The organism is Microbacterium gorillae, assembly GCF_000826185.2.
GTDB classification, from domain to species: Bacteria; Actinomycetota; Actinomycetes; order Actinomycetales; family Microbacteriaceae; genus Microbacterium; species Microbacterium gorillae.
Genome location: NZ_LN648874.1, coordinates 567,494 through 594,175 on the forward strand (window position 1 = coordinate 567,494; position 26,682 = coordinate 594,175).

A 26,682-nucleotide genomic window follows, 5' to 3' on the forward strand; every position below is an offset into this window, starting at 1 on the left:
ACGCGATCAGCAGGCCGTCTGCCGAGCGACGGCGTCGGAGAGGACCGCCTCACCACCCATCAGCGTGAGCAGCTTCGTGCCGTGTGCGGATGTGTATTCGCGAGTGCTCTGCATCATGCAGCCCGTCTTGGACAGCAGGAGCGGCACATTCCGCGTCGTGGCCAGGGCCGAGCCGGCCAGTGCGTCCGGGAAGTCCATTCCGGTCGCGACGATGGCCTTCACGCGCGATCCGGTGAACACCCGGTCGTTGACCACGCGGTTCGTGTCGTATCGGTCCACGCCGGCCAGGCGCGAGACCGCGAAGCCCTGCTTCTTGAAGGCGACGGCGATGCCCGACGGGAGGACGCCCTCGCCACCGACGAGGATGATGTTGGCGGCCCCGACACTGCGCAGAGTCTTCACCAGGCTCGATCGGATGTCAGTCTGCGAGCCGTTGACCAGCACGACTGCGGATTTCGTCGCGCCCGCGGCGGCGGAGGCGCTGAGGGCGTCCGGGAAGTCCAGTCCGGTGACGACGTAGACGGTCGCGGTCTTTCCGGCGTAGGCGAGCACCTCCCGCGCGGTCTCATAGCGATCCGCACCCGACACGCGGCTGAGTTGCGCTTTCGGGAGCGCAGACCGGACCGCGGCGGTGGCGTTCGTGCTGATGACCCCCTCGCCGCCGATCACGACGACCCGACTGGGATTCAGGCGCTGGAGTTCTGCGCTGACGGTGGCCGAGACCCGGTCCGGTCCGGTCAGCAGCAGAGCGGCGCCGAGGCGCCCGGCCGTCGCGGCCGCGGCGAGCGCGTCCGGATAGTCTCCGGATGCGGCCAGGAAGACGGTGCTGTTGCCCTTCGGCCAGGCCGCCTTCGACGCCGCCACCGCAGTCGCCTCGCGGTCCACCCCGGCGATGCGGTCGATCAGGGACTTGACGGTCACCGTCCCCGAGGTCGCCGACGCGGACGTGTAGCCGGCCTTGGTGACGGTGATGCGCACGGAGACCTTCTTCTCGGCGTCACCCGCCGTCAGCGTGTAGGTCGCCTTCGTCGCACCGGAGATCGCGGCCCCGTCGCGCAGCCACTGGAACGCCGTGGCGTCCGGGGTCGGGGCAACGCCGGTGGAGGTCGCCGTCAGGGCCTTGCCCACCTGTGCCGTGCCGGAGATCGTCGGTACCGGCACGGAGGTGAACGCGCTCACCCGGGTGGAGCCGAACCAGTCGGTGAAGTAGTTGTAGAAGTTGCGGTTGCCGTAGGCCGAGCAGGAGTCGCCGGTCCCGTACCCGGCCCGCAGCGCGGCGGCGTTCGGCTGATACGGCGTGTAGTAGTACAGGTTCGCCGTCGCCTGGTTCTGGATGCCGACGCCCGAGGAGCCGCAGCTCGTGTTCGGGTTGTACAGCACGTTGGTGATCCGGCCCACCGGGTACCACGTGAAGTACTGCGATGTTCCGGACGGGTTGGCGTAGCGCTTCAGCTGCCACGCGCCGCCGTAGATCTGCGAGAAGAATCCGCGGTACGTCGCGCTGCAACCGGCCGGAGTGTCCGGGCAGTCCTGCCCGAGCGCGGCGTCATAGCGCCACAGACTCGGCCAGACGTGCGTCACCAGACCCTGCTCCTTCTGCAGCATCACCAGAATCACGCGCGGATTGATGCCGCACGACTGCGAGACCTTCGCGATGATGCGGGACGCGCGCTCGTTCGCTTCGCCGACGTACCCGCCCGGGCACATCACGTCCCCGGTGCGATTCGCGGTGGTCTGGCGGAAGTCCTTCAGGCAGGTGTAGCCGCTCACGCAGGTCGGCACCATCTTCTCCAGGAACGCCTGGATCTGCGCCTCCGTCATGGTGCTCTTGTCGAAGAAGACACCGTTTTCGATGATGTTGCCGGCCTGGAAACCGGCCAGCGTCAGCGGGTCCTGAGCGAGCGCTGCCATGGCGGCGACCGAGTCGTAGGCGATCGCGTCATTCGCCACGAGGAGTTCGCCGGCGAGATCTCCCTCCGCGGACTGGTCCTCAGCAGGCGCCTGCGGGATCGTCGCGTCGTCCGTCGGAGCCTCTTCCGCGGGCGTTTCCTCGACGGGCGGCGCCTCGGTCGACGTCGGTGTCGGCGTGGGAGTGGGTGTCAGCGTCGGGGTCGGAGTCGGCGTGGGGGTCGGGATCGCGGTAGGTGACGGAGACGGCTGCGCGGGTCCGGTCTCACCGGGCTCGTCGGTCACCAGCGACCCGTCACCGCCGGGCGATGCCGTGGCCGACGGTGTCGCGGCCGGCGTGCTCGTGTCGTCGGCGATGGCCGGAGCCGACATCCCGAGGACGACGGTGACCGCTGCCAGAGCGACCGCGAGCGCCGTTTTCGCACGCGGAATGGTCTTTCGGGAGCCGGGGCGCATGTGACCAGTGTTACTGAAGTGTCACCTGAGGTCAAACGATCGACAGTACCTCAGTGTTCGCGCGTTTCCGGTAACGCCACCTCACAGTTCGGCGTGAAGCTGCCAGACGCGCTCTGCGGCACCGTCCCAGGTGAACGCCCGCTCATGGTCCTGACCCAGCACGCGCAGCGCGGCGGCACGCTCGCCGAGCGCCTCTTCCAACGCCGGGCCGAGGGCCGCGGCGGGCGCGACGATGCCTCCGTCACCGACGACCTCGGTGAGCACCGGCGTGTCGGCTGCGACGACCGGGACACCCAGTCGCTGCGCCTCCAGCACGCGCCACGGCCATGCCGACCGGCTCACCGCCGTGACGAACGCCTCCGAGCCGGCGAGCACCGCGGCGCGGTCGGCGACATCCAGCACCGGACGCGCGTGCACCCGAGCTTCGGGAACGCCGGCCGCCGCGGCGAGCTCGGTGACCCGCGCCTCGTCCCCCACCGGCACGCCGAAGACCACGACCTGGCGATCCCCGACGAGGTTGGCGGCGACCGCACGGAAGGCCGCGGCGAGCCCGTCGGAGGGGGCAGGGGTGCCCTCCACGGCGATGTACCGCGCCGGCAGGATGAGATCGCGACGGCGCGCGTCGGCGTCCGGCGGCAGGCGGAATCCGTGCGGCAGCGCGCCGGGGATCACCCGGATCCGATCGCCGAGCGCGAACTCCTCCGCCAGGCGCTCCGCGATCGCGTAGGTGGGAACCACGACCGCGTCGGCGTGCCGGACGACCCGACGCATCATCCCTTTCTGCCAGGCGGAGGCGGACCGGTGCAGTTCGCCGGAGGTCTCCCAGGCCTGCAGATCCCACACCGTGACCGTGGTCTGATCGCCCGCGTTGATCCGGTCATGTCGAACGAGGGGCGCGGCGAGGCTCGCCGAGTGGATCAGTCCCCCACCGACCGGCGGTGCGACACCGAGCTGCCATCCGGCCAGGAGCTCCCGGCGCTGCAGCGGTGCGGTCCGAACGGACGACAGTCCGGGCACGACATGGGTGAGATCGTCCTGTCCGGCCGGAACGATCGCGTCGACCTCGCATCCGCCGGGGGCGGTGCGGATCAGCGCCCGCGCGAGCTCCACCGAGGCGACCGCGAGATCGGACCCGGAGCTCGTCTGATCGATCACGACGCGCAGAGTGGTGGGCATGCTCCGACGATACTCGGCGCACGCGCGAGGTCCGGTCAGTTCTGCCCGGAGCCGTCCTCGCTGTCCGGGTGAAGGGCGGCCTGCATCAGCGCGTGGATCTGATCGAAGTCCGGCTCGTCCGGGTTGATCGGGTACCCGTCCGGAGCCGGCGTGCCCTCGCTGTTCAACTCGATCGAGGTCACCGGCTGCGACTTGGCCTTCAGCGCCAGATCGAGGAAGGTCGGCAGCATCGCCTGCGGCACATCCGTCTCCATCACCGCGGTGCCGGCCTTGGCGAGTTCCTGGAACCGGGTCAGCACGGTCTGCGGCGTGAACTGGCTGAGCATCGCCTCCTGCAGCTCGCGCTGGCGGCGCATGCGGTCCCAGTCGCTGGTGGTGTAGCGCGACCGGGCGTACCACTGCGCGGTCTCGCCGTTCATGTGCTGCTTTCCCGGCTCGATCCAACCCGTGGCCCAGATCTCGGCGGACTGCTCGGGGTCATCCTCGGGCGGACCGCCGCCCTCGGGCAGCCGCTCCTTGACGTCGATGTCGACCCCACCGAGCGCGTCGATGAGCTGCGCGAAGTGGTCCATGTCGATGAACACGTAGTACGGGATCGTGATGCCCAGCGTGCCTTCGGCGGCGTCCTTGGTCGCCTCGATACCGGGCGTGGAGCCGTTCTTGATCGCGTCCGGATACAGCTTCTTGCCGTCGCGGCAGACCTCCAGCTCGGTGTTGAGCTGGTTGATCGCGCTCGTCCACCCGCACTCCGCGTCCGCATGACCCTGGTGGCCGTCCGGGTAGAGGTCGTGCATCGGACCGGGCGCGAACAGCGGGTTCTTCATGTCACGCGGGATGCCGGTGATCGTCGCCTTGCCGGTGTCGGCGTTGATGGAGACGACCGAGATGCTGTCGAAGCGCATCGAGTCCCGACCGTCGCCGCTGTCCGCACCCAGCAGCAGGATGTTGTAGTACCCGTCGGACGGCTCCACCGGTGCGGCGCTCGCGCCGAACACGGAACTGAACGTCTCACGGACCGCGGCGACCGAGTTCGCGGCGTAGGCGGCCGTCGATCCGGTCACGACCATCAGCAGGACGGACAGGCCGAGGATGCCGAAGCGCGCGTACTGGCCGGTGCGGACCAGCTTGACCAGGACGAGCGTGTTCAGCGCCAGCACGATCCACAGGATTGCGTAGCCGACGATCGCGACCTGCAGCAGGTAGGTCAGCATCGTGAACAGAAAACCCTGCCCGACGAGCCAGAGGAACACACCCTTGGCGAACATGGCGACGCCGGCACCGACGATCAGCAGCAGCCACATCGTCAGCGTCGAACCGAGACCGAAGCGACCGAGCTTGCGGTTGCCGGCCAGAACCTGAGCGGATCCCGGAATCAGGAAGCCGACGATCACGAGCCACCAGCCGCGGCGGGTCATCAGCGGACGAGAGGAGATATCGGGGTTGCGCAGCGGGCGGTTCTCGATCACCGCGCGACCGCGTGCCGTCGGACGCGGCCCGGCGATCGTCGTCACAGGGACTCCTTGAGGCGTCGGTTCTTCTCCTCCACCTGGCCCTCAAGGTCGCGGGCGTACGCCTCGACCCGGTCCGCCAGGGCTGCGTCGGACGTGCCCAGGATGCGGGCCGCGAGGAGTCCGGCGTTCTTCGCGCCGCCGATGGACACCGTGGCCACCGGAATACCGGCCGGCATCTGCACGATCGACAGCAGGGAGTCCATGCCGTCCAGGTACGCGAGCGGAACCGGCACCCCCACCACCGGGAGTGCGGTGACGGAGGCCAGCATGCCCGGCAGGTGTGCGGCGCCACCGGCGCCGGCGATGATCACGCGCAGCCCGCGCTCGCGTGCCTCCCGGCCGTAGCGGACGAGCTTGTCCACCGTCCGGTGCGCGGAGACGACCTCCACCTCGAAGGAGATGCCGAACTCGCTGAGGACGGTCGCCGCATCCTGCATCACGCGCCAGTCCGAGTCGGAGCCCATGACGACGCCGACGAGAGGGAGCGATGCGGAGGCAGGCTGGGGGGAACTCACCCGTACAGGCTAGGCGGCGCGGCCGCCAGCAACCTGAGCGGCGCGCGGATGAAAACGGGGAATCAGCCGAGTCCAGGTCAGTCGAAGGCTGCGGCCGCGGCGCGGGCGGTGGCCAGCACGGCGGTGAGGTCATCACCGACGGCGTTGACGTGCCCGACCTTGCGGCCCGGGCGCGGCTCCTTGCCGTACGTGTGCACCTTCGCCCGGGGGTCCGCGCCCAGGGCCGCGGCGAACCGATCCGGCAGGGTCGCGCCGACGGGTCCGCCGAGGATGTTGATCATCACGCTGACCGGCGCGATCGGTGATGGATCCCCGAGCGGCAGGTCCGCGACCGCGCGGAGGTGCTGTTCGAACTGCCCCGTCACGGCGCCGTCCTGGCTCCAGTGCCCGCTGTTGTGCGGGCGCATCGCCAGCTCATTCACCAGCAGCCGTCCGTCCGCGGTCTGGAACAGCTCGACGGCGAGCATCCCGGTCACTCCGAGCGCCGTCGCGATCTTCTCCCCCAGTTCCGCGGCGGCCGCGCTGATCGCGTCCGCGTCGGGGGCCGGCGCGATGACCTCCGCGCACACGCCGTCGCGCTGCAGCGTCTCCACGACCGGGTAGACGGCGACCTCTCCCCCGGGACGACGGGCCACCTGCTGGGCGAGCTCGCGCGTGAACGCGACGAGTTCCTCGACCAGCAGCGCACCGCCGTGCGCGTCCTCCGCCAGCGCGGCGAACCAGTCATCCGCCTGAGTGGCCGCGGACACCACCCGCACGCCCTTGCCGTCGTACCCTCCGCGGGCGGTCTTGACGACGGCACGACCGCCGTGCGCGTCCAGGAAGGATTGCAGCTCGGACGCGTCCGTCACCGCGGCCCAGTCCGGCTGCGGCGCGCCGATCTCGGCCATGCGTGCGCGCATCACGAGCTTGTCCTGCGCGACGGCGAGGGGTGCCGGACCGGGATGCACGGCGATGCCGGCACCGACGAGACCGGCCAGGACGTCCTGCGGCACGTGCTCGTGGTCGAAGGTGATCACATCGACGTCGCGCGCGAAGGAGAGCACGGTGTCCAGATCGCGGTAGTCCCCCACCGCGGTCGTGGCCAACTGCGCCGACATGCCCTCGGACTCGGCCAGCACGCGGATCTCCAGCCCCAACTCCACGGCCGGTGCGATCATCATCCGCGCCAGCTGTCCGCCACCGATCACTCCGATGCGCATGCACCCTCCTTCGTCCGTTCCATCCTCCCCCATCGGAGCGGACGCGCGCGTCAGTCGGTCGGCGGCGTCACGCCGGTCGCGTACGCGTCCCGATGCGCGAGGATCTGGTTGACCTCGACCTGGTCGACGAGCACCTCGTGGACCAGGCGGGCGTGACCGATGTTCACCATGCGCAACGGGGCATCGACCCCGTTCGACAGCGTCAGCGTCCCGGTGCCCCACAGCCTCTGCAACGGACCGCGACGGAGCGCGACGGTGTACCCGCGCGCATGGCTGAGCTCACGACGCCGACGGGCGAACACGCCGTCCGCCACGATGACGCGGCGCGTGGTGATCGTGTAGCGCCGGGACAGCCAGATCACCCACGGCGCCAGGACCAGAACCACCGCGACCAGCCCGGCGGCCAGGAAGAGCATGAGGTTGGTGAACGGCGCCGGCAGATGGTCGTAGAAGTAGCCGGTCGCTCCGGCGAGCGCGATCAGAACGAGCGCGGACCAGAACAGCCTGCGCGCGTGCGGACGCAGGCGCGCAACGAGCAGCTCCGGCGCGGGCGTACCCGGCGCCGGCATGTGGGGGCGGCCCCCGATGCCCGTCGGCTGCGTCATGCGTTCATTCTCACCCGGGTCGGAGCCGGAACCGGTCAGCCTCGCCGCAGGACGGTGCGCCGTCAGCGGCGGACGTGCGTCACATCGCCCGCGCCGACCGCGGTGATGCGTCCGGCGTCATCCACGAGCAGGCGACCGTCGGCGTCCAGCCCGGTGGCGACACCGCGCAGCTCCGATCCGTCCGGCATCGCGACCGCCACGGTCACGCCGATGGTCTCGCATGCGCGCACCACGGCCTCGCGCAGGCCGCTGGCATCGGCGTCGCCGCGCGCGGCGACCAGAGCCCGGACGTGCGCGTCCAGTGCGGTCAGGTAGTCGGCGATCAGTCGGTCCACGTCACAATCGGCTCCGAGCACCGCGAAGGATGTCGCGGTGGGCACCGGCAGCTGCCCGCTCGCCATGGCGGTGTTCACCCCGGTACCGACGACGATGGCCTCCAACGCGAGCGTGGCCTCGGCGAGGATGCCGCAGATCTTCCGGTCATCGACCAGCACGTCATTGGGCCACTTCACGCGCACGTCATGTCCGGGCAGCTGCGCGGCGATCGCGGCGGACATCGCCGCGCCCGCCGCGAGCGGAATCCAGCCCCGAGCGTGCACCGGCAGAGCCGCCACCCGCAGCAGGGTGCTGAGCGCCAGGGCCGAGCCGGCCGGCGCCTGCCAGTGCCGGTCGAGCCGCCCGCGCCCGGAGCGCTGATCGAACGTCAGCAGAACGGACAGATGCGGATACGCCGCCTCATCCGCGCTCGCGACGACGAGGTCCGCGTTGGTCGAACCGGTCTGCTCGACCACCTGCACCCGGGGGCTGATGGCGGCGGTGAGCGGGAATCCCTCGGCGGGTGTCGTGGTCATGCCCACACCCTACGACGCGGCTCGCGCGCACGGGCGGGAGCGAACAAATCCCCCGCCGAGCTTTGTCGAGTGCCACAGCGGAACGCGTCATTCCCGCCGCTAGGGTGGAGGGCGGGACGGACAGCAACGACCTCGCGACCACCGCCGGCAAGATCGCGGACCTGACGACGCGGCTCGCGCGCACGGGCGGGAGCGAACAAATCCCCCGCCGAGCTTTGTCGAGTGCCACAGCGGAACGCGTCATTCCCGCCGCTAGGGTGGAGGGCGTGACGGACAGCAACGACCTCGCGACCACCGCCGGCAAGATCGCGGACCTGAAGGCCCGCTTCGATGAAGCCGTCGTGCAGCCCGAGTTGACGGCCCAGGCCAAGCAGCACGCCAAAGGCAAGCAGACCGCCCGCGAGCGCATCGAACAGCTGCTCGATCAGGGCAGCTTCGTCGAGTTCGACGAGTACGTGCGCCACCGCACGACGGCGTTCGGCATGGACCGTTCCCGCCCCTACGGCGATTCGGTCGTGACCGGCATCGGAACGATCAACGGCCGCACGGTGGCGGTCTACTCGCAGGACTTCACCACGTTCGGCGGATCGCTCGGCGAGGTCTCCGGCGACAAGATCATCAAGATCATGGAGTTCGCCCTGCGCAGCGGCGTGCCCATCATCGGCATCCTCGACTCCGGCGGCGCTCGCATCCAGGAGGGCGTGCTGGCCCTCAGCAAGTACGGCGAGATCTTCCGGTTGAACACCCGCTCCTCCGGCGTCATCCCGCAGATCTCGATCATCATGGGTCCGGCCGCCGGCGGCGCCGTGTACGGCCCGGCGCTGACCGATTTCGTGATCATGGTCGACAAGACCAGTCAGATGTTCGTCACCGGTCCGGACGTGATCAAGACGGTCACCGGTGAGGACGTCGGCATGGAGGAGCTCGGTGGTGCGCTCACGCACAACACCCGCTCCGGCGTCGCGCACTACCTCGCCGCGGACGAGGAGGACGCGCTGGATTACGCGCGCACCCTGCTCGGCTTCCTCCCGGACAACAACATGACCGACGCCCCCGTCTATGACACGGCGTTCGAGTTCGAGACCAGCGACTCCGATCGTGCCCTGAACACCCTCATCCCGGACCTGCCGAACCAGCCGTACGACATGAAGGACGCCATCGGGCGCATCGTCGATGACGGCGACTTCCTCGAGGTGCAGCCGTTGTTCGCCCCGAACATCCTGATCGGCTTCGGCCGGGTCGAGGGCCGGACGGTGGGCATCATCGCGAACCAGCCTTCGCAGATGGCCGGCACGCTGAACATCGAAGCGGGCGAGAAGGCCAGCCGCTTCGTCCGCTTCTGCGACGCGTTCTCCGTTCCGATCGTCACCCTCGTGGACGTCCCGGGCTACCTGCCCGGCACCGACCAGGAATGGACCGGCGTCATCCGCCGCGGCGCGAAGCTCATCTACGCCTACGCCGAGGCGACCGTGCCGCTGGTCACCGTGATCATGCGCAAGGCCTACGGCGGTGCGTACATCGTGATGGGCTCGAAGCAGCTGGGCGCGGACGTCAACCTGGCCTGGCCGACGGCGGAGATCGCCGTGATGGGTGGCCAGGGCGCGGTGAACATCCTCTACCGCGGCGAGATCCGCAAGGCGGAGGAGGCCGGCGAGGACGTCGCGGCGGTTCGCACGCGCCTGGCGAACGAGTACACCTACAACGTCACCAGTCCGTTCCTGGCCGCCGAGCGCGGCGAGCTGGACGGGGTCATCGAGCCGGCCGCCACGCGCGTCGCGATCGCGAAGGCGCTGCGCTCGCTGCGCGGCAAGCGCGCCGAGCTGCCGCCGAAGAAGCACGGGAACATTCCACTGTGACCGAGCCCCAGGACGCTCCGGCGATGATCGAGATCCACCGCGGAAATCCGACCGCGGAGGAGCTCGCCGCCGTCATCGCGGTGGTCAGCGAGGTGTACGCGTCCGAGGTCGCGGCGCTCGAGGCTGACGACGGACCGCGCCCCTCGGCCTGGCAGCAGGGACGCCGCAACCTCCGTCGACCCCTGAACCGCGAGGTCGGCTGGGGCCGCTTCACCGGCTGACGCCGGCCCGGTGTCCCCCAAAGGTCCTACAGACCGGTCGGACCCCCGCATTCCATACTGGAACCGGCAACGCTGTGCGTGAGACCGGAGACGACACCAGGGGGTGGGTTCTCCGGGCCCCGCGGGCCGGTTTTCGGGTAACCGTTCCGCACCGGCGGGAGATGTGAGATCTGGTACTCCGTCTCCCGCCTCCCCGTTCAGCAGCCGCCGCTGGATTCGAGAGAGGAAAGAGGGGCCCCCTCTCGAGTCCAGCGCCTCTTCTTCGACACCGAGGCTCAGGGCTCGGCCGGACGCGAACGGGCGATCTCGTGCCAGAGGTCGATGTCATCGGATGACTCGGCGGGCCGTCCCACGACGGTCACCGCCGTCTTCGGGTCCCGCGCGGCGCGGATGATCAGCCGTTCCGTCGAAGCGGACGCGACGACGTCGGCGAGTTCGGCGCGGATCGCGTCCAGGCTGGCTTGATCCAGTCCGTCCAGACCGCCTTCGTCGAACACGTTCACCACGATGCCCCGCGCCCGGGCCGCGTCCAGCTCCGCACGCACCCGCTCATCCAACAGCCGCGCGCCGCGCAGCTCGTCGCGGAGACTTCCCTCGGCGATCTCGGCCTGCGCACGCTCGTCCTCGCTCAGATGGCCGTCGGTTTCAATGACACGAGACAGCACCGGGCCGGCCACCTGCAGCGCGAAGCGCACGCGGACACGACGTTCGCGTCGACGAGCGCCGTGCACGGTCTGCCAGGCGACCGCCGCGTGCTGCAGTTCGACCAGGCGCACCGTGTCGCGCGCCGCTCGGTCCATGGAGCGCAGCAGAAGCTGAGCGGCGAGAATCCACATGATCGACCCGGTCATACCCAGGCTGAACGCCGCCAGGGGCCCGAGCCACCCGACCGCGCCGACGGTGAGAGCCGCGGCGCCGATCCACGCCAGCAGTGCGCGGCGACGCACGGCGAGGACCGTGAGGAGGGCACCGATCGCGCCGATGTAGCTGGTGGCGTACGCCGCCTGACGGTGCGCTTCCTCGACCGAGAGCGCGACCACCGAGGGCACGACGACCGCGGTCGCCACGGCGAGGACCCCGGCCCAGACGGGCATGACCGTCGGGCCCCGACTGCCCGCGGTCAGTGGCGCGTCGGAGGCCACCGCCGGGTAGCGCGACTCCGCGAACAGGCACACGACGGTGACCACCACGATCAGGAGCGCGCAGGCGATCAGCAGAGCCGGGTTCACCACCGGACCGGTGAACAGCAGCCCGCGTGCGGTGAGATACAGCACGAAGGCGAGAGCGAGGACGACCAGGAGCCGCCGGGCGGAGACCCTCACGGCGTCCACTCCAGCGTGACGCGCGTGCCGGTGGCACGGCTGTCCAGAGAAGCCGTACCGCCGACAGCGCTCATGCGCGCGAAGATCGAGGCACGGATGCCCAGCCGGTCCTCCGGCACGTGGCCGAGGTCCACACCGGGTCCGGAATCGGAGATCACGACGCGGCAGCCGTCCCCCGGAGCGGTGACGGTCACCTCCAGCCCTCGACCGGCCGCGTGCTGGACCGCATTGGCGACGGCCTGCGCGGCCGCGAGCGTGATCGCGCGTGCCACTCGACCAGGGATGAAAGCGGTCTGCGGCGGGGCGATCACGAGGTGCACGCCCGTGGCGGCAGCGGATTCGCCGATCTCCGATGCGATCTCCACGGTGGTCATGGGCGCCGTGCTCGGCCCGTCCACGTCGCGTTCCGCGTCAGCGAGACCCGTCAACGCGTCCCGCGCCATCGCGACGGCGAGCTCTCGCTCTCGGGGAACCTGCGCCCGGGCGGCCGCGAGAAGCGCGGAGAGCACGCTGTCGTGCATCAGCGCGGCCAGCTCCATCCGCTCCTGCTCGCGCGCCTCGGCCGCCGACGCCTCCGCATAGGTGGCCAGCGCGTCGGCTCGAGCGCTGTCCACCTCGTCCGAGACCCGGCGGACCATCCACACGATGATCAGCAGGACGAACCCGAAGATCAACGAGAAGGACATGTCCGGCAGACCGTTCACCCAGTACACCGCGTCACCCCCGCCGAGCGCGATCCGCACCGCCGTGTAGAGCACGGGCACCGCGACCGTGTAGACGATCTGCCACGGCAGCGGGAAGACGAGGGCCGCACTGATCGTCGCGACGTTGATCAGGAACCAGGTCCACGGCTGCACGGTCGGATGGGACAGCGCCGGGTCCGCGACGACGAACCACACCACCAGGACGATCGGGAAGACGGCCGCGAACAGGGCGGCTCCCGTCGTGCGGAGCACCCCGGTGACCGAGGTGATGATCATCACGGTGAGCGCGGCGAACGTCGCCATCACCAGGGTGGCTCCCCAGCGGCCGGCCTCGGTGCTGCCGACGGAGGCGAGGAAGGCCTGCACGCCGAACACCACACAGGTGCCGCCGACGATCACGCCCAGGATGCGTTCCACGCGCGCCCGCGTGAACGAGCGCGTGCCGGTCAGGGGCAGAGTGAGTGCGGGCCCGGTCTCAGGCTCCACGCGGAGCCCCGGCGGCGGAGTCGTCGATGATCCCGTCCTCCATCGCCCGCATCAGCAGGTCCACCTTCGTCGGGGCGGGACGGCCGACCTCGATGTACTTCGTGCGCACGCGGGTGATGTTCTCCTTGGCGGTGGAGAACGCAATGCCGAGCCGGTCGGCGACGATCTTCAACGGCAGTCCGGTCGCGTACAGGCTCAGCACCTCGCGCTCACGCTGCGACAGCTGCGCGTCGGCGAACGCGACGTCGCCGTCCACGGCGCTCGCCCAATCGACGTTGTCCAAGGGCTCGCCACGGGCCACGGTCGCGATCGCCGCGATCACGTCGCCGGTCGGCGAGGACTTGCTGATGACGCCGGCCGCGCCGGCGGCGAGCGACTCGCGCACCGCTGCGGGGCGGTCCGCCACACTGTGGATCACGACCGGGGTGCCGGTGGCGACGACGCGCGCGACGTTCTCCGTCACGGTCGAACCGTCGCCGAGGCCCAGGTCGAGCACGACGACGTCCGCGAGCGGGTCGTTCGTCGAGCACGCCCAGGCGAGGTACTGCGCCACCGTCTCACCGGAGAACACCACGACACTGCCATCCCGGACGAGGGCGAGCTCCAGCCCCAGCCGCACGGATTCGTGGTCGTCGATGAGCGCTACGCGGGTCACGCGACCAGCCTAGTGCGCGCACAGACTCCGCTCAGCGAGTGATCAGCGCAATCGTCTCGAGGTGATGCGAGTGCGGGAACAGATCGAACGCGCGCAGACGCTGAGCCCGGTACCCGTGCTCGCCGAAGGTGCCGAGATCACGGGCGAGCGCGACCGGGTCGCACGCCACGTAGATGAGAGCCCGCGGCGCCAGCTCGACGAGGTCGCGCACCACCGCGGCACCCGCTCCCGAGCGGGGCGGATCCAGCACCACGATGCCGGCGTTCAAGCGCTCCCGTTCACCCGCGGAGGCGGTGGCCACGAGCTGACGGGTGAACCGGTCGACGCGGGCGGTCTCGGCGCGCGCACCGATCCATTCGGACAGGTTCTCGCCCGCGTGCTCGGTGGCGCGCGCATCCGCTTCCACGCTGGTCAGGCGCGTCGCACCGGATTCGGCCAGCGTCGTACCGAACAGCCCGACGCCGCCGTAGAGGTCGAGGTGCCAGGCGTCCGGGTCGACCTCGATGCCGGCGATGTACTCGCGGACCACACCGTCCAGCGTGTCGGCCGCGCTGTGGTGCACCTGCCAGAAGCCGTCGGCGTCGACGCGGAACTCGCGATCGCCGACCTTCTCGGTGATGACCTCGTGACGGGTGCGCTCGCTCCCCTCGGCCCGGTTGACGACGCGCACGTGGCCGTCGGATGCCTGGACCAGGTCGATCCGGTCCGCGCGACCGGCGGTGAGGCGCTCGGTGGCGCGCTCCACGGCGGCCGTCGCCAGCGGATGATCCGGCACCTCGATCACGGTGTGGCTGCGGGCGGCGAACGGCCCGATGCGACCGTCGTCATCCACGTGCAGGCTGACGCGCGTGCGCCAGCGCCTGCCGTCGGCGTCGCCCGCGACGGCCTCGACCGGCACGTCCGCCTCGATGCCGCCGAACCGCTGCAGGGCGTCGGCGAGAACGCGGCCCTTCAGGGCGCGCTGGTGGCCGAGCTCGATGTGACCGAAGTCAGCCCCACCGGGGCGCTGCGCCGGGGGCACGGACACGTCCGCGGCGGACCACACGTGCGGGCGACGGTGCTCGGAAGCTTCGAGGACCTCGACCGTCTCGGCCCGCCAGAACGACTTCTTGCGCGCGTCCGTGACCCGGGCACGGACCGTCTCGCCCGGAATGGCGTCGGTGACGAACACCACGCGCCCCTCGTGGCGGGCGACGAAGACGCCGCCGTGCGCGACATCGGTGACGGTCAGATCCAGGGTCTCGGGTGCGTTTTCCACACCTCCCATCCTCCCATGGGGCACGTGGGGGCTGGCTCTTATAAACATCTTACCCTGCCGCCGACGAGACAGGGGGGGGTCTTAGGATCTTGGGGGAGGTTGCAGTTCCCGATATGGCGCGTTCACAACGCTGATGACGGGAAGCCACGGGGACGGCCGACTTGGGTCCACCGGCTCACGTTATGGCGCGACATTACTTGAAAACGTGAAGTGCGTGAGGGAATATCGCCGGTTGCGTCGATGAGCGAATGCGGGTTGCATGCGCGTGGCGCGCAGCGCCGGCCCCGCGCGAAGCTGCCCGCTGGGGTTGCGTCCGGACTACTACGGAGGTTGCACTGCAATACGGTGAGATTCGTAGATTTGTTCCCCTCGTGTTGGGAGAATTGGGGCATGGCATTCGACGCACCACTCCCCAACCCGGGGCACCGGTGGCAGCACAGCGGCACCCGGTGCTCGCCGGGGTCTGATGCCCGCATGTCCGCACTGGTGTCCGACGCTCTGATGCTTCAGCGGCAGATCGCGTGTTTGCAGGCGCGGCAGGAGACGGTGTTCGCGGCCGTGGCTGATGTGGCCGAGCACCGTGCCGAGGGGGTGTCCGCGCGGGCGCAGGAGCACGAGCTGATCATCCGCGACGTCGCTGCGGAACTCGGGGCCGCGTTGCATGTCAGCGACCGGGTGATCCAGGGGCGGTTGGCGGACGCGGCGGTGCTGGTACACGAGTTCCCCCGCACGCATACGGCGCTCGAGGACGGGCGGATCACGATGAGTCATGCCCGGGTGATCGTGCACGCCGGGTCCCCGATCGAAGACCCGGGCCGGCGGGAGGCGTTCGAGGCTACGGCGGTGCCGGTCGCGGAGGGGACATCGGCGGGGCGGTTGCGGGCCAGGGTGAAGCGGGACGCGGACGCGTCCCGCACCGACAGTCTGGATGACCGGCACCGGAAGGCGCGGGAGGGCCGGTACGTGGTCGTCGAGGACGGGGACGACGGGATGAGCGAGATCCACGCCTGCATCCCCACCCTCCTCGCGCACGGCATCAGTGACCGTCTGCACGCCCACGCCCGCCGCATCAGACGACACCACAAGACTGGCCCGGGCGATGCGCGAACGATGTCGCAGATCACCGCGGACGTGTTCTGCGACCTCCTGCTCACCACAGACCCGGCCACCGCCGGGGACGCGCTGTCGTCGATCCGCGCGCAGGTGCAGATCACGATCCCCGCCACCGTCCTCACCGGCCAGTCAGGTTCGGGGGCGGAACTGGTTGGGGTCGGACCCATCGACCCCGACACCGCCCGAACCCTCGCCGGCATCGCGCCGGGGTGGGACCGATTGTTCCTGCATCCCGCCACGGGCATGGTGACATCAGTGGACCGGTACCGGCCGTCGGCGGGGCAGCGGCGGATACTGCGGGTGCGGGATGAGCATTGCCGATTCCCGGGGTGCCGGTACCCGGCGATCCGCTCTGACGCAGACCACACCATCGATGCCGCCCGAGGTGGTCCGACGGCGATCAGCAACCTCGGGCACTTCTGTCGCCGACATCACACGCTGAAGCACCACACTCGGTGGAGCGCGGAGAACCTGCCAGGCGGCGTCATCCGATGGACCAGCCCGCTCGGCACCATCTACACCGACCATCCACCCCGCACCGTCGTGTTCACACCCGGCGGAGGCGACGGCATGGACGAGACCATCCCTCCGTTCTGACGACGCCGGTAGGTTGGGCGCATGCGCGTGCTGTTGGCTTCCACCTCCCCCGCCCGTCTGATGCTGCTGCGGCAGGCCGGGATCGAACCACTGACGCACTCCCCCGGTGTGGATGAGGACGCCGCGGTCGCCGCCCGCGAGGCGACCGAGGGCCGGACCCTCGCCCCGGACGAGCACGTTCTGCTCCTCGCGCGACTGAAAGCCGGCGCGGTGGGCGACACGATCGCGAACACGCACCCCGGATTCACCGGCGTCGTCATCGGCGGGGACTCGATGTTCGAGCTGGACGGCGTCGTCTACGGCAAGCCTCACCTGCCCGAGATCGCGACCCGGCGGTGGGCCGCGATGCGCGGCCGCACCGGCATCCTGCACTCCGGACACAGCGTGCTGCGCGTGCAGGACGGCGTCGTCACCGGCGAGGTCCATGCCGTCGCGCAGGCGGCGGTGAGCTTCGCATCCGACATCACGGACGCAGAGATCGCGGCGTACGTCGCGACGGGCGAGCCACTCGAGGTGGCCGGCGCCTTCACCGTCGACAGTCTCGGCGGTGCGTTCATCGACCGCGTGGACGGCGACCCGTCCACGGTCGTCGGAATGTCCCTGTCGACGATCCGTCGCCTCGTGCGCGACCTCGGGGTCGCGTGGACGGACCTCTGGAACCGCTGACTCAGTCCATGACGGCCGCGACGGCCTCGATCTCCACCAGTTGGTCGGTGTAGCCGAGCACGGTCACACCCAGCAGCGTGCTCGGCACGTCGTGGTCCCCGAACGCCGCTGCCACGACGTCCCGCGCCGCAACGAGGTCGGCCTGGGCCGATGAGGCGACGAGCACCCGGGTGCTGATCACGTCGGTCAGCTCAGCGCCCGCCGCGGCGAGGGCCCGCGTGAGTGTCTGCACGCACACGGCGGCCTGCCCGGCATAGTCCCCGACCGCCAGTGTGGTGCCGTCCACATCGAGTGGGCACGCCCCGGCGAGGAAGATCAGGCGGGCCTCCCGCGGGGCGGTCGCGGCGTACGCGTACTGCGCGACATCGGACAGATCGGCGGCACGGATGAGCTGGACGGCACTGGTCATGAGCCCACCCTCGCCCGCGACCGGCGGCCGGCGCAAAACGGGCACGAACATGGGACGAACAATTGGTAGACATCGGAGAAGAAGTCGGCGAAACCTTGTGGAGTGTCCTCAAAGGTCGGAGGCCCGGCGTCGGTAGGCTGGCATCCATGCCTGAAATCGCGAAGGTCTTGATCGCCAACCGCGGAGAGATCGCCGTTCGTATCATCCGGGCGGCCCGTGACGCGGGAATCGCGTCCGTCGCCGTGTACGCCGACCAGGACCGCGATGCGATGCACGCGAAACTGGCTGACGAGGCTTACGCCCTCGACGGCACGACCAGCGCCGAGACGTACCTCGTCATCGACAAGCTGCTCTCCGTCGCCCGGCGCGCCGGGGCTGACGCGGTCCATCCCGGCTACGGCTTCCTCGCCGAGAACGCCGAGTTCGCCCGCGCCGTCATCGCGGCGGGGATGACCTGGATCGGCCCGTCACCGGAGGCCATCGAGGCCCTCGGCGACAAGGTCACCGCGCGCCACGTCGCCGAGAAGGTCGGCGCTCCGCTGGCTCCCGGCACGCAGGGCACGGTGGCCGGCGCCGATGAGGTCGTCGCGTTCGCCGAGGAGTACGGGCTCCCCGTCGCCATCAAGGCCGCCTACGGTGGCGGTGGACGGGGACTGAAGGTCGCCCGCACGATCGAGGAGATCCCGGACCTGTTCGAGTCCGCCACCCGTGAGGCCGTCGCCGCCTTCGGCCGTGGCGAGTGCTTCGTGGAGAAGTTCCTGGACAAGCCGCGCCACGTCGAGACGCAGTGCCTCGCCGACGCCAGCGGCAACGTCGTCGTGGTCTCCACGCGCGACTGCTCGCTGCAGCGCCGCAACCAGAAGCTCGTCGAGGAGGCGCCCGCGCCCTTCCTCACCGACGCGCAGATCGAGCTGCTCTACTCCGCGTCCAAGGCAATCCTGAAAGAGGTCGGCTATGTCGGTGCCGGTACCTGCGAGTTCCTCATCGGCGCGGACGGCACGGTCTCCTTCCTCGAGGTGAACACTCGGCTGCAGGTCGAGCACCCGGTTTCCGAAGAGGTCACCGGCCTCGACCTGGTCCGCGAGCAGTTCCGCATCGCGTCCGGCGGCACGCTGGACTACGGCGACCCGGAACCGCAGGGCCACTCCATCGAGTTCCGCATCAACGGTGAGGACCCGGGCCGCAACTTCCTGCCCCAGCCCGGACCGGTGAAGGTGTTCAAGACCTTCGGCGGCCCCGGCATCCGCCTGGACTCCGGTGTCACCGCGGGAGATTCCGTCTCCGGGGCGTTCGACTCCCTGCTGGCGAAGATCATCATCACCGGCACCGACCGCGCCGAGGCTCTCTCGCGCGCCCGCCGCGCCCTGGACGAATTCGAGGTCGCGGGGCTGCCGACGGTGCTGCCGTTCCACCGCAAGGTGGTGCGCGACCCCGCGTTCACCGCCGAGAACGGTGAGTTCGGCGTCTACACGCGCTGGATCGAGACGGAGTTCGTCAACGACATTCCCGCCTGGGACGGCGAACTGGACGCCCCGGAAGAGGCCGGCAAGCGCCACAGCGTGGTCGTCGAGGTCGGCGGCAAGCGCATCGAGGTCAGCCTGCCGGACCGCGTGGTCTCCACCGCCGGCGCCGGTCGTCCCGCGGCGGTTCCGCCGTCGCGCCGATCGCACGCGTCGTCCGCGTCCGCCGGTGCCTCCGGTGACGCGGTGAAGTCGCCGATGCAGGCCACGGTCGTCAAGGTCGCCGTCGCGGAGGGCCAGCCGGTCGTCAAGGGCGACCTGGTGCTCGTGCTCGAGGCGATGAAGATGGAGCAGCCGATCCAGGCTCACAAGGACGGCGTGATCGGCACGATCACCGCCAACCCGGGCGAGACGGTGCCCGCGGGACACCAGCTGCTCACCATCAACTGACACGACGCGAACGCGTGAGGCCGGTCCTTTTCGGACCGGCCTCACGCGTTTGCGGCGATAGGCTCGGGTGCCGCCGGTCGGCCGGCGAGGTCGGGCCCCGAACTCACAGAATCGCGTCGTCCCGGTTCACCAGGTGCATGGCGCGGGCGGCGTCCGTGATCGAGCCGGACAGCGACGGGTATACCGCGAACACGCGGGACACCTGGTCCACGGTCATGCGACGCTCGACCGCGATCGCGATCGGGTAGATCAGCTCGGATGCGCGCGGGGCGACGATGACGCCGCCGATGACGGTTCCGGACCCCTGCCGAGCGATGAGCTTGACGAAGCCGTCCTTCATGCCGATCATCTTCGCGCGCGGGTTCGACGCCAGCGGCAGCTTGTGCACGACGCCGTTGATCTTGCCGTCCAGAACGTCCTGCTCGCTGAAGCCGACCGACGCCACCTCGGGGGCGGTGAAGATGTTGGCCGTGATCCGGCGCTGCTCGAGCGGGATCACGATGTCCCCGAGCGCGTGGAAGACGGCGGTGCGGCCCTGCATCGAGGCGACCGAGGCCAGCGGCAGGAAGTCGGTGCAGTCGCCCGCGGCATAGATGTTGGGCACCGACGTGCGCGCGACGCGGTTGACGGCGATGTGACCGGAGTCGGTGAGCTGAACGCCCGCCTCCGCGAGGCCGATGCCGGCCGTGTTCGGGATGGAACCGACCGCGAGCAGGCAGTGGCTGCCCTCGACGGTGCGGCCGTCGGCGAGCGTCACCAGCACGCCGTCCGCGGTGCGCTCGACACCCTGGGCGCGCGACTTGTTCATGACGGACATGCCACCGCGCTTGAACACCTTCTCCAGGACGGCCGCGGCATCCCGGTCCTCACTCGGCAGGATCTGCTCGCGCGAGGAGATCAGCGTGACCTTCGCTCCGAGGTTCATGTAGGCGGACGCGAACTCGGCACCGGTGACACCGGACCCGACGACGATCAGGTGCTCGGGGAGCGCCTTCATGTCGTACAGCTGGGTCCAGGTGAGGATGCGCTCGCCGTCCGGCATCGCCGAGGGCAGCCGGCGTGGCGAGGCGCCGACCGAGACGACCAGGGTGTCCGCCTCGATGCGATCGAAGTCCGTGCCACCCTCGTCGGTCGAGACGATGACGGCGTGATCACCCTCGAGACGGCCATGGCCGGAGATGATCTTCACGCCGGCCTCGACCAGCGAGGTGCGCATGTCGTCGGACTGCTGGCGTGCGAGCGAGAGCAGGCGCTTGTTCACCGCGGCGAGATTGATGGCGACCTGCGGCTTGAGCGGACGACCGTGCTCGCCCTTGGCGTAGAACTGCACGCCGAGGTCCCCGGCCTCGGAGATCGCCACGGCGGCGTCGGCCGTCGCGATCAGCGATTTCGACGGAACGACGTCCGTCATCACGGCGGAGCCGCCGACGCCCGCGCGCTCGATGAGGGTGACGTCCGCGCCCAGCTGAGCCGCGGCGAGAGCCGCCTCATACCCGCCCGGGCCGCCGCCGACGATCGCGACGGACTGTGTGCGCTCGAACGAGAGAGAACTCATTGCTCCATCCTCCCAGATCCGGGCCGCCACCCGCGCCGGAGCGGCGCCGCGCGCGAATGAGCGTCGTGGCGCTCTGGCACCGGTGAGCGAGGGTTCCTATTCTGGGGGGATGCCAGAGAACGTTCTCAATCCCCTCGACGATCCGACCGCAGACCCGTTCGCCGTCGCCGCCGAGGCCGCCGCCGACATCGCGCGCCTCACCGGAGTCGACCACCACGACATCGCCCTCACGCTCGGCAGCGGCTGGGGCAAGGCCGCGGAGCTCATCGGCGAGACGATCGCCACGATTCCGGCGACCGAGGTCACCGGCTTCTCCAAGCCCGCGCTGGAGGGGCACGTCGGTACGCTCCGCAGCGTCCGGACGCCCGGGGGCAAGAACGTGCTCGTCATCGGCGCGCGCACCCACTACTACGAGGGCCACGGCGTTCGACGCACGGTGCACAGCGTGCGCACCGCCGCCGCGACCGGCGCGAAGATCATGGTGCTCACCAATGGTGCCGGCGGCATCAAGACGTCCTGGAAGCCCGGGCAGCCGGTGCTGATCAGCGACCACATCAACCTCACGATGGACTCTCCCATTGAGGGCGCGAACTTCGTCGACCTGACCGATCTGTACAGCGCACGGCTGCGCGCGGTCGCTCGCACAGTGGACTCCTCGCTCGATGACGGAGTGTACGTGCAGTTCCGAGGCCCCCACTACGAGACGCCCGCGGAGGTGCAGATGGCGAAGATCATCGGCGGCCACATCTGCGGGATGTCCACGGCCCTCGAAGCGATCGCCGCCCGCCAGTCCGGCATGGAGATCCTCGGCTTCTCGCTGATCACGAACCTGGCCGCCGGCATTCAGGACACCCCGCTCAGCCACCAGGAGGTCATCGAGGCCGGCCGGGAGGCCGAGCCGGTCATCTCCGACTTGCTCGCCCGCGTGATCGGAGAACTGTGATGACGATCGACACCACCGAGGCCGTCCGTCGCGCACGCGACTGGCGCGCGCAGGACCCGGACGAGGTCACCGCCGGCGAGCTGGACGGGCTCATCGACGCCGCCGAGGCCGGCGACGGCGACGCGGGCGCGGACCTCGTGGATCGCTTCGACGCGCGTCTGCAGTTCGGCACCGCGGGACTGCGCGGACGCCTCGCCGCCGGTTCGAACCGGATGAACCGGGTTCTCGTCTCGCAGGCGGCCGCGGGCTTCGCCGCGTACCTGAACGAGCGCGCCGACGGCACCCCGACGGTCGTCATCGGCTATGACGGGCGGCGCAACTCGCGCGTGTTCGCCGAGGACTCCGCCGCCCTGTTCGCCGGCGCCGGCCTCCGTGCCATCCTGCTGCCCCGCCTCCTGCCCACTCCGGTGCTGGCCTTCGCCGTCCGCGAGCTCGACGCCGACGCGGGCGTCATGGTCACCGCGAGCCACAATCCGCCGGATGACAACGGCTACAAGGTCTACCTCGGCGGCGCGGATCACGGCAGCCAGATCGTCTCGCCCGCCGACGCCGAGATCGCCGCGCACATCGAGCGCGTCGCCGAGACGCTCCGTGTGCCGGACCTGCCGCGTTCGGATGACTACGAGATCGCTGACGAGTCCATCGTGGACGCCTACGTCGCCGCGACCGCCGCCGTCGCCCCCGCGCCGCCCGGAGCCGAGGGCCTGCGCTGGGCGTACACGGCCATGCACGGTGTCGGCTACGAGACGATCGCGAAGATCGTCGAGCGCGCCGGCTATCCGGCCCCCGAGCTGGTCGCCGCACAGATCGAGCCGGACGGCCGGTTCCCGACGGTGTCCTTCCCCAACCCGGAGGAGCCCGGCGCGATGGATCTCGCGTTCGAGACCGCCCGTGCGTCCGGTGCCGAGCTGATCATCGCCAACGATCCGGACGCGGACCGTCTCGCCGTCGCCATCCCCGCCGACGTCGCCGGCGGCTGGCGACGGCTGTCCGGCAACGAGGTGGGACTGCTGCTGGGGTGGCGCAATGCGCGCCTCGCGCAGGGCACGCCCCGCGCATCGCTGGCTTGCTCGCTGGTGTCCTCCCCCGGACTCGGCGCGGTCGCCGAACACTACGGCCTCGACTTCCACGAGACCCTGACCGGCTTCAAGTGGATCTCGCGCGCGCCCGGCATCGCGTTCGGTTTCGAGGAGGCCCTCGGGTACCTGGTCAACCCGGACACGGTGCGCGACAAGGACGGCATCTCCGCCGCCGTCGCGTTCCTCGGTTTCGCTTCCGAGGCCCGCGGCGAAGGCCGCACGGTCGCGGATCTCCTCACCGAATTCGGTGACACGTTCGGTCACTTCGCATCCGGGCAGGTGTCGATCCGCGTCGAGGATCTGTCGATCATCAGCCGCGTGATGGCGTCTCTGCGCGCGGATGCCCCGACGTCGTTCGGCGACGATGCGGTCGGCTCCGCCGAGGACCTGCTGCAGGCACCCGCGGGCACCCCGTCCGGGGACGTGCTGCGCTACCGCCTCGCCTCCGGCTCGCGCATCGTCGTGCGTCCGAGCGGCACCGAGCCCAAGCTCAAGGTGTACCTGGACGCCCGCGCCGACTCCGCCGCAGCGTCCGCCGATCGGATCGCCACCCTGGAATCCGCCGTCCGCACCCTCCTCGCCGCCCGCAGCTGACCCCCGGGTTCTGCAGGATCCCCCGGGTTCCGCAGGACGCTTAGTAGTTGCGCAGGACGGGCTGCCCCGTCGTTTCGCGGTTCGGCTGTCGACCGGTCCTGCGCAACCGCGTGCTTCCTGCACAACCACGGGGCGCAGCCGCACCAAGCCGCCGGACTCGGGTCAAGCCGCCGGGCCCGGGCCGAGCCGCCGAAGTCGGGCGTTGCAGCGACCGCCGACCATAGACTCGGTTCGTGACCCTCGATGCACTCGTGACGCTGTCCGGAACCCATGTCCGCCTCGAGCCGTTGCGTCCGGACCACGTGTTCGAATTGCGTGAAGCGGTCGCCGAACCCCACGAAGACCTCTGGTTCACCACCGTTCCCACGCCGGTGACCCTCGCGGACGACGTCGCCGAGCGCCTGGCCAAGCGCGACGCCGGCACGATGAACCCGTTCGTCACTCGACGCCTGGACGACGGCCGGCTCGTCGGCGAGACCACGTTCTGCAACCTGGACCTCGCCAGCCCGCGCACCGAGATCGGGTACACCTGGCTCGCCCCGTCCGCGCAGCGCACGCCGATCAACACCGAGGCGAAGCTGCTGATGCTGACGTACGCGTTCGAGGAGTGCGAGGTCATCGCCGTCGAGTTCCGCTCGCACTTCCACAACCGGCGCTCCCGCGCCGCGATCGAGCGTCTCGGCGCGAAGCTCGACGGGATCCTGCGCAACCACCGCTACGGTCCGGACGGGACTCTGCGAGACACCGCGGCGTACTCGATCCTGCCGCACGAGTGGCCCACCGTTCGGCAGGGTCTGCTCGCCCGGTTGACGCGATGACCACGGTGTCGGTGACCCTCGGCGCGGACCTGCACGCACGTCCGGCGGCCGCCATCGCCGACCGTGCCCTCGCCGGACCCACCCCGGTGTCGCTCGCGACCCCCACCGGGACCATCGACGCGGCGAGCGTGCTCGCTCTCATGGCGGCGGATCTCCACGCCGGCGACGACGTGACGATCACCGCCGCCGACCCCGTCCTGTGCGACGACATCGCCGCACTCCTGCGCAGCCCGTCCTGAGCGACCGCCTTCGGAGAGCGGCGCGCGCCGTTTCGGTCCGCCGGCGCGAAGCCGAGGACCGATGCCGACTCAGCCCTCGATGACGGCGGCGAGCTGCTCCAGGAAGGAGGGGAAGTCGACGGCGCGGCGGACCAGGGTCTGCACCACGGCCGGGTCGGAGAAGACCTCGACGAACTGGTCGAACACGGTCTGGAACGCCTCACGATCGCTCTCGCTGAACGCGACCAGTGCGACGACCTGCACGCGACCGTCCCCCCACGGCACGCTGGATTCGGACACGGCGATCGCGATCGCCGTCCGCGTCGCCGTCATTCCGAGTCCGTGCGGCACCGCAAGGGTCTCGGTGAACGCCGTGGATGACGCCCGCTCGCGCCGCACCGCCGCTTCGATGTAGTCCGCATCGATCACGCCGTCCGCGATCAGCAGCGCGCCGAGGCGCCGGATCACGGTCTCCTCGTCCTCATGCGGGTCGAGCCCACGGACGAACGCCGACGGCACGAACCAGTGCCCGAGTTCGGCGCGCAGGTGGGACAGCCGCCGCCCGCGCCGGATGCGCGCCACCGCGCCCATCACGCGCTCCGCGTCGAGGTCGGTGAAGAACGGGGAGATGTGCACGACCTCGCCGGCGGAGGCGTCCTTCTCGATCGTGGTCAGCACCATGTCCGTGCCGGGCGTCTCCACCGGGTCCATGCCGGTCCGGACATCCGTGATCGTGAGAACCGAACCGAGGGTCTGCTCGATGTTCGAGCGCAGCAACTCATGCATCTCGTAGTAGCCGGGGCAGACGAGCGTCGCGGTCAGGCGGTTCTCCAACGAGCGTTCCCGCTCCCACTGTCCGCCGATGTGCATCGCGAGGTACGCCACCTCGTCATCGTGGACAGGTATGCCGAAGCGTTCATATAGGCCTGTCGCGAGCGAAACGGCGACGTCGAACAGCAGCGGATACGACGTCTTCAGCGTGCGGGTGAGCGGGTTGCGGGACCACTCCCCACCCCCGGCGCGCGAGCGCAGGTGGTGCACGTGGGCCACCAGGCGCACCAGGACGCTGTCCGCGACCCGCGGCACACCGAAGCGCGTCGTCGTGCGGTCCAGGATCTCGCGCAGCTGCGCGGTGAGCTCGGCGTCGCCGTCGATCTCCGTCTCCTCGGCGGTCCCGGCGATCGCGGCCGCACCGCGCACACGCAGCACCTCGGCCAGGAACGCGGCCTCCACGGCGGGCAGGTCGGCATCCAGTACGTCGGTCGCGGTGCGCGTCACGATCGCCGCGAGCGGGTCCGGCTCGAGGGGGGCCGCGGTCTCGACGAGGTGCCCGTCGCGACTGCGCCACACCGCGACGGCGACCGCGTGCGCGACCCCGACGAGGGCGAACTCATTGACGAGGTAGCCCGCGGACCCCAGGCGGGCGCTGAGTTCGCGGCGGACCACACGGATCTGCTCGATCGCGTTGGAGCCGAAAAGCGCCGCCACCGCCTCCTGGTCATAGCCGGTCTCATCGTCCTGCAGCAGCACGCGCAGCAGTGCGCGCCGAGCGGACTCCGAACCGGTCAGCGCCACGACCGACCCCCGCCGGCTCCAGCCGAGCTGGCGTTCGGCGGCCTGAGCGCGAACCCACCCGAGGTCGGCCTCGATCGTGGCGTCTCCGACGTAGTGGGTCGCGGCCAGGTCGTACACGTCCGCGCCCCCATCGGCGAGCACGAGGGCGCGTCCGATCGCCCGGCGTCGCTGCCGGGGGGTCTGTTCGCCGTCCTCGGATCGAAGCGCGGCGATCGCCTCCGCCCGCGCCCGATAGCCCTGTGGTCCGGACTCGATCGCGACGGAACCCGGAAGACGGTCGTTCACGGCCGCGACGTACGAGCGCACCGAGCGCGGCGTCACACCGAGTCGCTCGGCCAGTTCGGTCGCGGTGCGCCATCCGCCGTCCCGGGCGAGCAGGTCCACAAGTCGATCCTGCCTCTGTCTGGTCACCGCCACTCTCCTCGCACCGATGCTAGTCCGCTTCTGCCGCGCCGGCCCGTCGGACGACCCGAAGCGGC

The 26,682-nt window shown here is 70.3% G+C and carries 23 protein-coding genes; 9 read left to right on the forward strand and 14 right to left on the reverse strand.

What is annotated here, in order from left to right:
• Positions 1 to 6: 6 nt before the first annotated feature.
• From BN1193_RS08655 to BN1193_RS08690, 7 genes are all read right to left on the reverse strand, one after another.
• Positions 7 to 2,364, reverse strand: coding sequence for a cell wall-binding repeat-containing protein (locus BN1193_RS08655; protein WP_052460575.1), 2,358 nt, complete (start codon positions 2,362 to 2,364; stop codon positions 7 to 9).
• A gap of 81 nt (positions 2,365 to 2,445) precedes the next feature.
• Positions 2,446 to 3,540, reverse strand: a complete 1,095-nt coding sequence (locus tag BN1193_RS08665; RefSeq protein WP_040165468.1) for a glycosyltransferase — start codon at positions 3,538 to 3,540, stop codon at positions 2,446 to 2,448.
• A 35-nt stretch (positions 3,541 to 3,575) separates the two neighbouring features.
• Positions 3,576 to 5,051 (reverse strand): LCP family protein, encoded by a 1,476-nt coding sequence (locus BN1193_RS08670; RefSeq protein ID WP_040165470.1) that lies wholly within the window; start codon positions 5,049 to 5,051, stop codon positions 3,576 to 3,578.
• The gene (purE, locus tag BN1193_RS08675) at positions 5,048 to 5,515 is read right to left on the reverse strand and encodes a 5-(carboxyamino)imidazole ribonucleotide mutase (protein ID WP_040165472.1); all 468 of its coding nucleotides are present in this window, start codon (positions 5,513 to 5,515) and stop codon (positions 5,048 to 5,050) included. Before purE ends, BN1193_RS08670 begins: the two co-directional genes overlap by 4 nt.
• A 128-nt stretch (positions 5,516 to 5,643) precedes the next feature.
• On the reverse strand, positions 5,644 to 6,768 hold the full coding sequence (locus BN1193_RS08680; RefSeq protein WP_040165474.1) for a 5-(carboxyamino)imidazole ribonucleotide synthase: 1,125 nt from the start codon (positions 6,766 to 6,768) through the stop codon (positions 5,644 to 5,646).
• Between the two features lie 50 nt (positions 6,769 to 6,818).
• Entirely contained in the window at positions 6,819 to 7,373 is a 555-nt protein-coding gene (locus BN1193_RS08685; protein WP_040165476.1) for a PH domain-containing protein, read from the reverse strand.
• 62 nt (positions 7,374 to 7,435) lie between these two features.
• On the reverse strand, positions 7,436 to 8,224 hold the full coding sequence (locus BN1193_RS08690) for a biotin--[acetyl-CoA-carboxylase] ligase (protein WP_040165478.1): 789 nt from the start codon (positions 8,222 to 8,224) through the stop codon (positions 7,436 to 7,438).
• Positions 8,225 to 8,490: 266 nt separating this feature from the next.
• Between BN1193_RS08690 and BN1193_RS08695 the strand changes: the two genes are divergently transcribed.
• Entirely contained in the window at positions 8,491 to 10,080 is a 1,590-nt protein-coding gene (locus tag BN1193_RS08695; protein WP_040165479.1) for an acyl-CoA carboxylase subunit beta, read from the forward strand.
• A complete protein-coding gene (locus BN1193_RS08700; protein ID WP_040165481.1) occupies positions 10,077 to 10,301 on the forward strand; it encodes an acyl-CoA carboxylase subunit epsilon in 225 nt (74 codons plus the stop codon). Before BN1193_RS08695 ends, BN1193_RS08700 begins: the two co-directional genes overlap by 4 nt.
• A 275-nt stretch (positions 10,302 to 10,576) precedes the next feature.
• Here the strand turns inward: BN1193_RS08700 and BN1193_RS08705 are convergent, their stop codons facing one another.
• Genes BN1193_RS08705 through BN1193_RS08720 form a run of 4 tightly spaced genes read right to left on the reverse strand, consistent with a single transcriptional unit; the run spans position 10,577 to position 14,735 of the window.
• Positions 10,577 to 11,623, reverse strand: coding sequence for a hypothetical protein (locus tag BN1193_RS08705; RefSeq protein WP_040165774.1), 1,047 nt, complete (start codon positions 11,621 to 11,623; stop codon positions 10,577 to 10,579).
• Positions 11,620 to 12,813, reverse strand: a complete 1,194-nt coding sequence (locus tag BN1193_RS08710) for an ATP-binding protein (protein ID WP_040165483.1) — start codon at positions 12,811 to 12,813, stop codon at positions 11,620 to 11,622. Before BN1193_RS08710 ends, BN1193_RS08705 begins: the two co-directional genes overlap by 4 nt.
• Positions 12,803 to 13,468 carry a response regulator transcription factor gene (locus BN1193_RS08715; RefSeq protein ID WP_040165484.1) on the reverse strand — a complete coding sequence of 222 codons (666 nt, stop codon included), beginning with the start codon at positions 13,466 to 13,468 and terminating at the stop codon, positions 12,803 to 12,805. Before BN1193_RS08715 ends, BN1193_RS08710 begins: the two co-directional genes overlap by 11 nt.
• A 31-nt stretch (positions 13,469 to 13,499) precedes the next feature.
• Positions 13,500 to 14,735, reverse strand: coding sequence for a class I SAM-dependent RNA methyltransferase (locus BN1193_RS08720; RefSeq protein ID WP_040165485.1), 1,236 nt, complete (start codon positions 14,733 to 14,735; stop codon positions 13,500 to 13,502).
• A gap of 381 nt (positions 14,736 to 15,116) precedes the next feature.
• On the opposite strand from BN1193_RS08720, the gene BN1193_RS08725 reads away from it, so the two are divergent.
• Both BN1193_RS08725 and BN1193_RS08730 read left to right on the forward strand, forming a co-directional pair.
• Positions 15,117 to 16,436: an HNH endonuclease signature motif containing protein gene (locus tag BN1193_RS08725; RefSeq protein WP_195907837.1), complete on the forward strand. Its 1,320-nt coding sequence runs from the start codon at positions 15,117 to 15,119 to the stop codon at positions 16,434 to 16,436.
• Positions 16,437 to 16,457: 21 nt separating this feature from the next.
• A complete protein-coding gene (locus BN1193_RS08730; RefSeq protein ID WP_040165486.1) occupies positions 16,458 to 17,102 on the forward strand; it encodes a Maf family protein in 645 nt (214 codons plus the stop codon).
• A gap of 1 nt (position 17,103) precedes the next feature.
• Here the strand turns inward: BN1193_RS08730 and BN1193_RS08735 are convergent, their stop codons facing one another.
• The gene (locus BN1193_RS08735; protein WP_040165779.1) at positions 17,104 to 17,511 is read right to left on the reverse strand and encodes a RidA family protein; all 408 of its coding nucleotides are present in this window, start codon (positions 17,509 to 17,511) and stop codon (positions 17,104 to 17,106) included.
• A 146-nt stretch (positions 17,512 to 17,657) separates the two neighbouring features.
• Here BN1193_RS08735 and BN1193_RS08740 point away from each other — a divergent pair, with 146 nt between their 5' ends.
• Positions 17,658 to 19,421 (forward strand): acetyl/propionyl/methylcrotonyl-CoA carboxylase subunit alpha, encoded by a 1,764-nt coding sequence (locus BN1193_RS08740; protein WP_040165487.1) that lies wholly within the window; start codon positions 17,658 to 17,660, stop codon positions 19,419 to 19,421.
• Between the two features lie 103 nt (positions 19,422 to 19,524).
• Here BN1193_RS08740 and BN1193_RS08745 read toward each other — a convergent pair whose 3' ends face one another.
• On the reverse strand, positions 19,525 to 20,976 hold the full coding sequence (locus tag BN1193_RS08745) for an NAD(P)H-quinone dehydrogenase (RefSeq protein ID WP_040165488.1): 1,452 nt from the start codon (positions 20,974 to 20,976) through the stop codon (positions 19,525 to 19,527).
• Positions 20,977 to 21,085: 109 nt separating this feature from the next.
• On the opposite strand from BN1193_RS08745, the gene BN1193_RS08750 reads away from it, so the two are divergent.
• The 4 genes from BN1193_RS08750 (at position 21,086) to BN1193_RS08765 (ending at position 24,649) form a co-directional block, all read left to right on the forward strand.
• Positions 21,086 to 21,919: a purine-nucleoside phosphorylase gene (locus BN1193_RS08750; protein WP_040165489.1), complete on the forward strand. Its 834-nt coding sequence runs from the start codon at positions 21,086 to 21,088 to the stop codon at positions 21,917 to 21,919.
• Positions 21,919 to 23,592 carry a phospho-sugar mutase gene (locus tag BN1193_RS08755; RefSeq protein WP_040165490.1) on the forward strand — a complete coding sequence of 558 codons (1,674 nt, stop codon included), beginning with the start codon at positions 21,919 to 21,921 and terminating at the stop codon, positions 23,590 to 23,592. Before BN1193_RS08750 ends, BN1193_RS08755 begins: the two co-directional genes overlap by 1 nt.
• Before the next feature lie 233 nt (positions 23,593 to 23,825).
• Positions 23,826 to 24,410 carry a GNAT family N-acetyltransferase gene (locus tag BN1193_RS08760; protein ID WP_052460578.1) on the forward strand — a complete coding sequence of 195 codons (585 nt, stop codon included), beginning with the start codon at positions 23,826 to 23,828 and terminating at the stop codon, positions 24,408 to 24,410.
• Positions 24,407 to 24,649: an HPr family phosphocarrier protein gene (locus tag BN1193_RS08765; RefSeq protein ID WP_040165491.1), complete on the forward strand. Its 243-nt coding sequence runs from the start codon at positions 24,407 to 24,409 to the stop codon at positions 24,647 to 24,649. Before BN1193_RS08760 ends, BN1193_RS08765 begins: the two co-directional genes overlap by 4 nt.
• Before the next feature lie 69 nt (positions 24,650 to 24,718).
• Here the strand turns inward: BN1193_RS08765 and BN1193_RS08770 are convergent, their stop codons facing one another.
• Positions 24,719 to 26,614, reverse strand: a complete 1,896-nt coding sequence (locus BN1193_RS08770) for a BglG family transcription antiterminator (RefSeq protein ID WP_230206457.1) — start codon at positions 26,612 to 26,614, stop codon at positions 24,719 to 24,721.
• Positions 26,615 to 26,682: the final 68 nt, after the last annotated feature.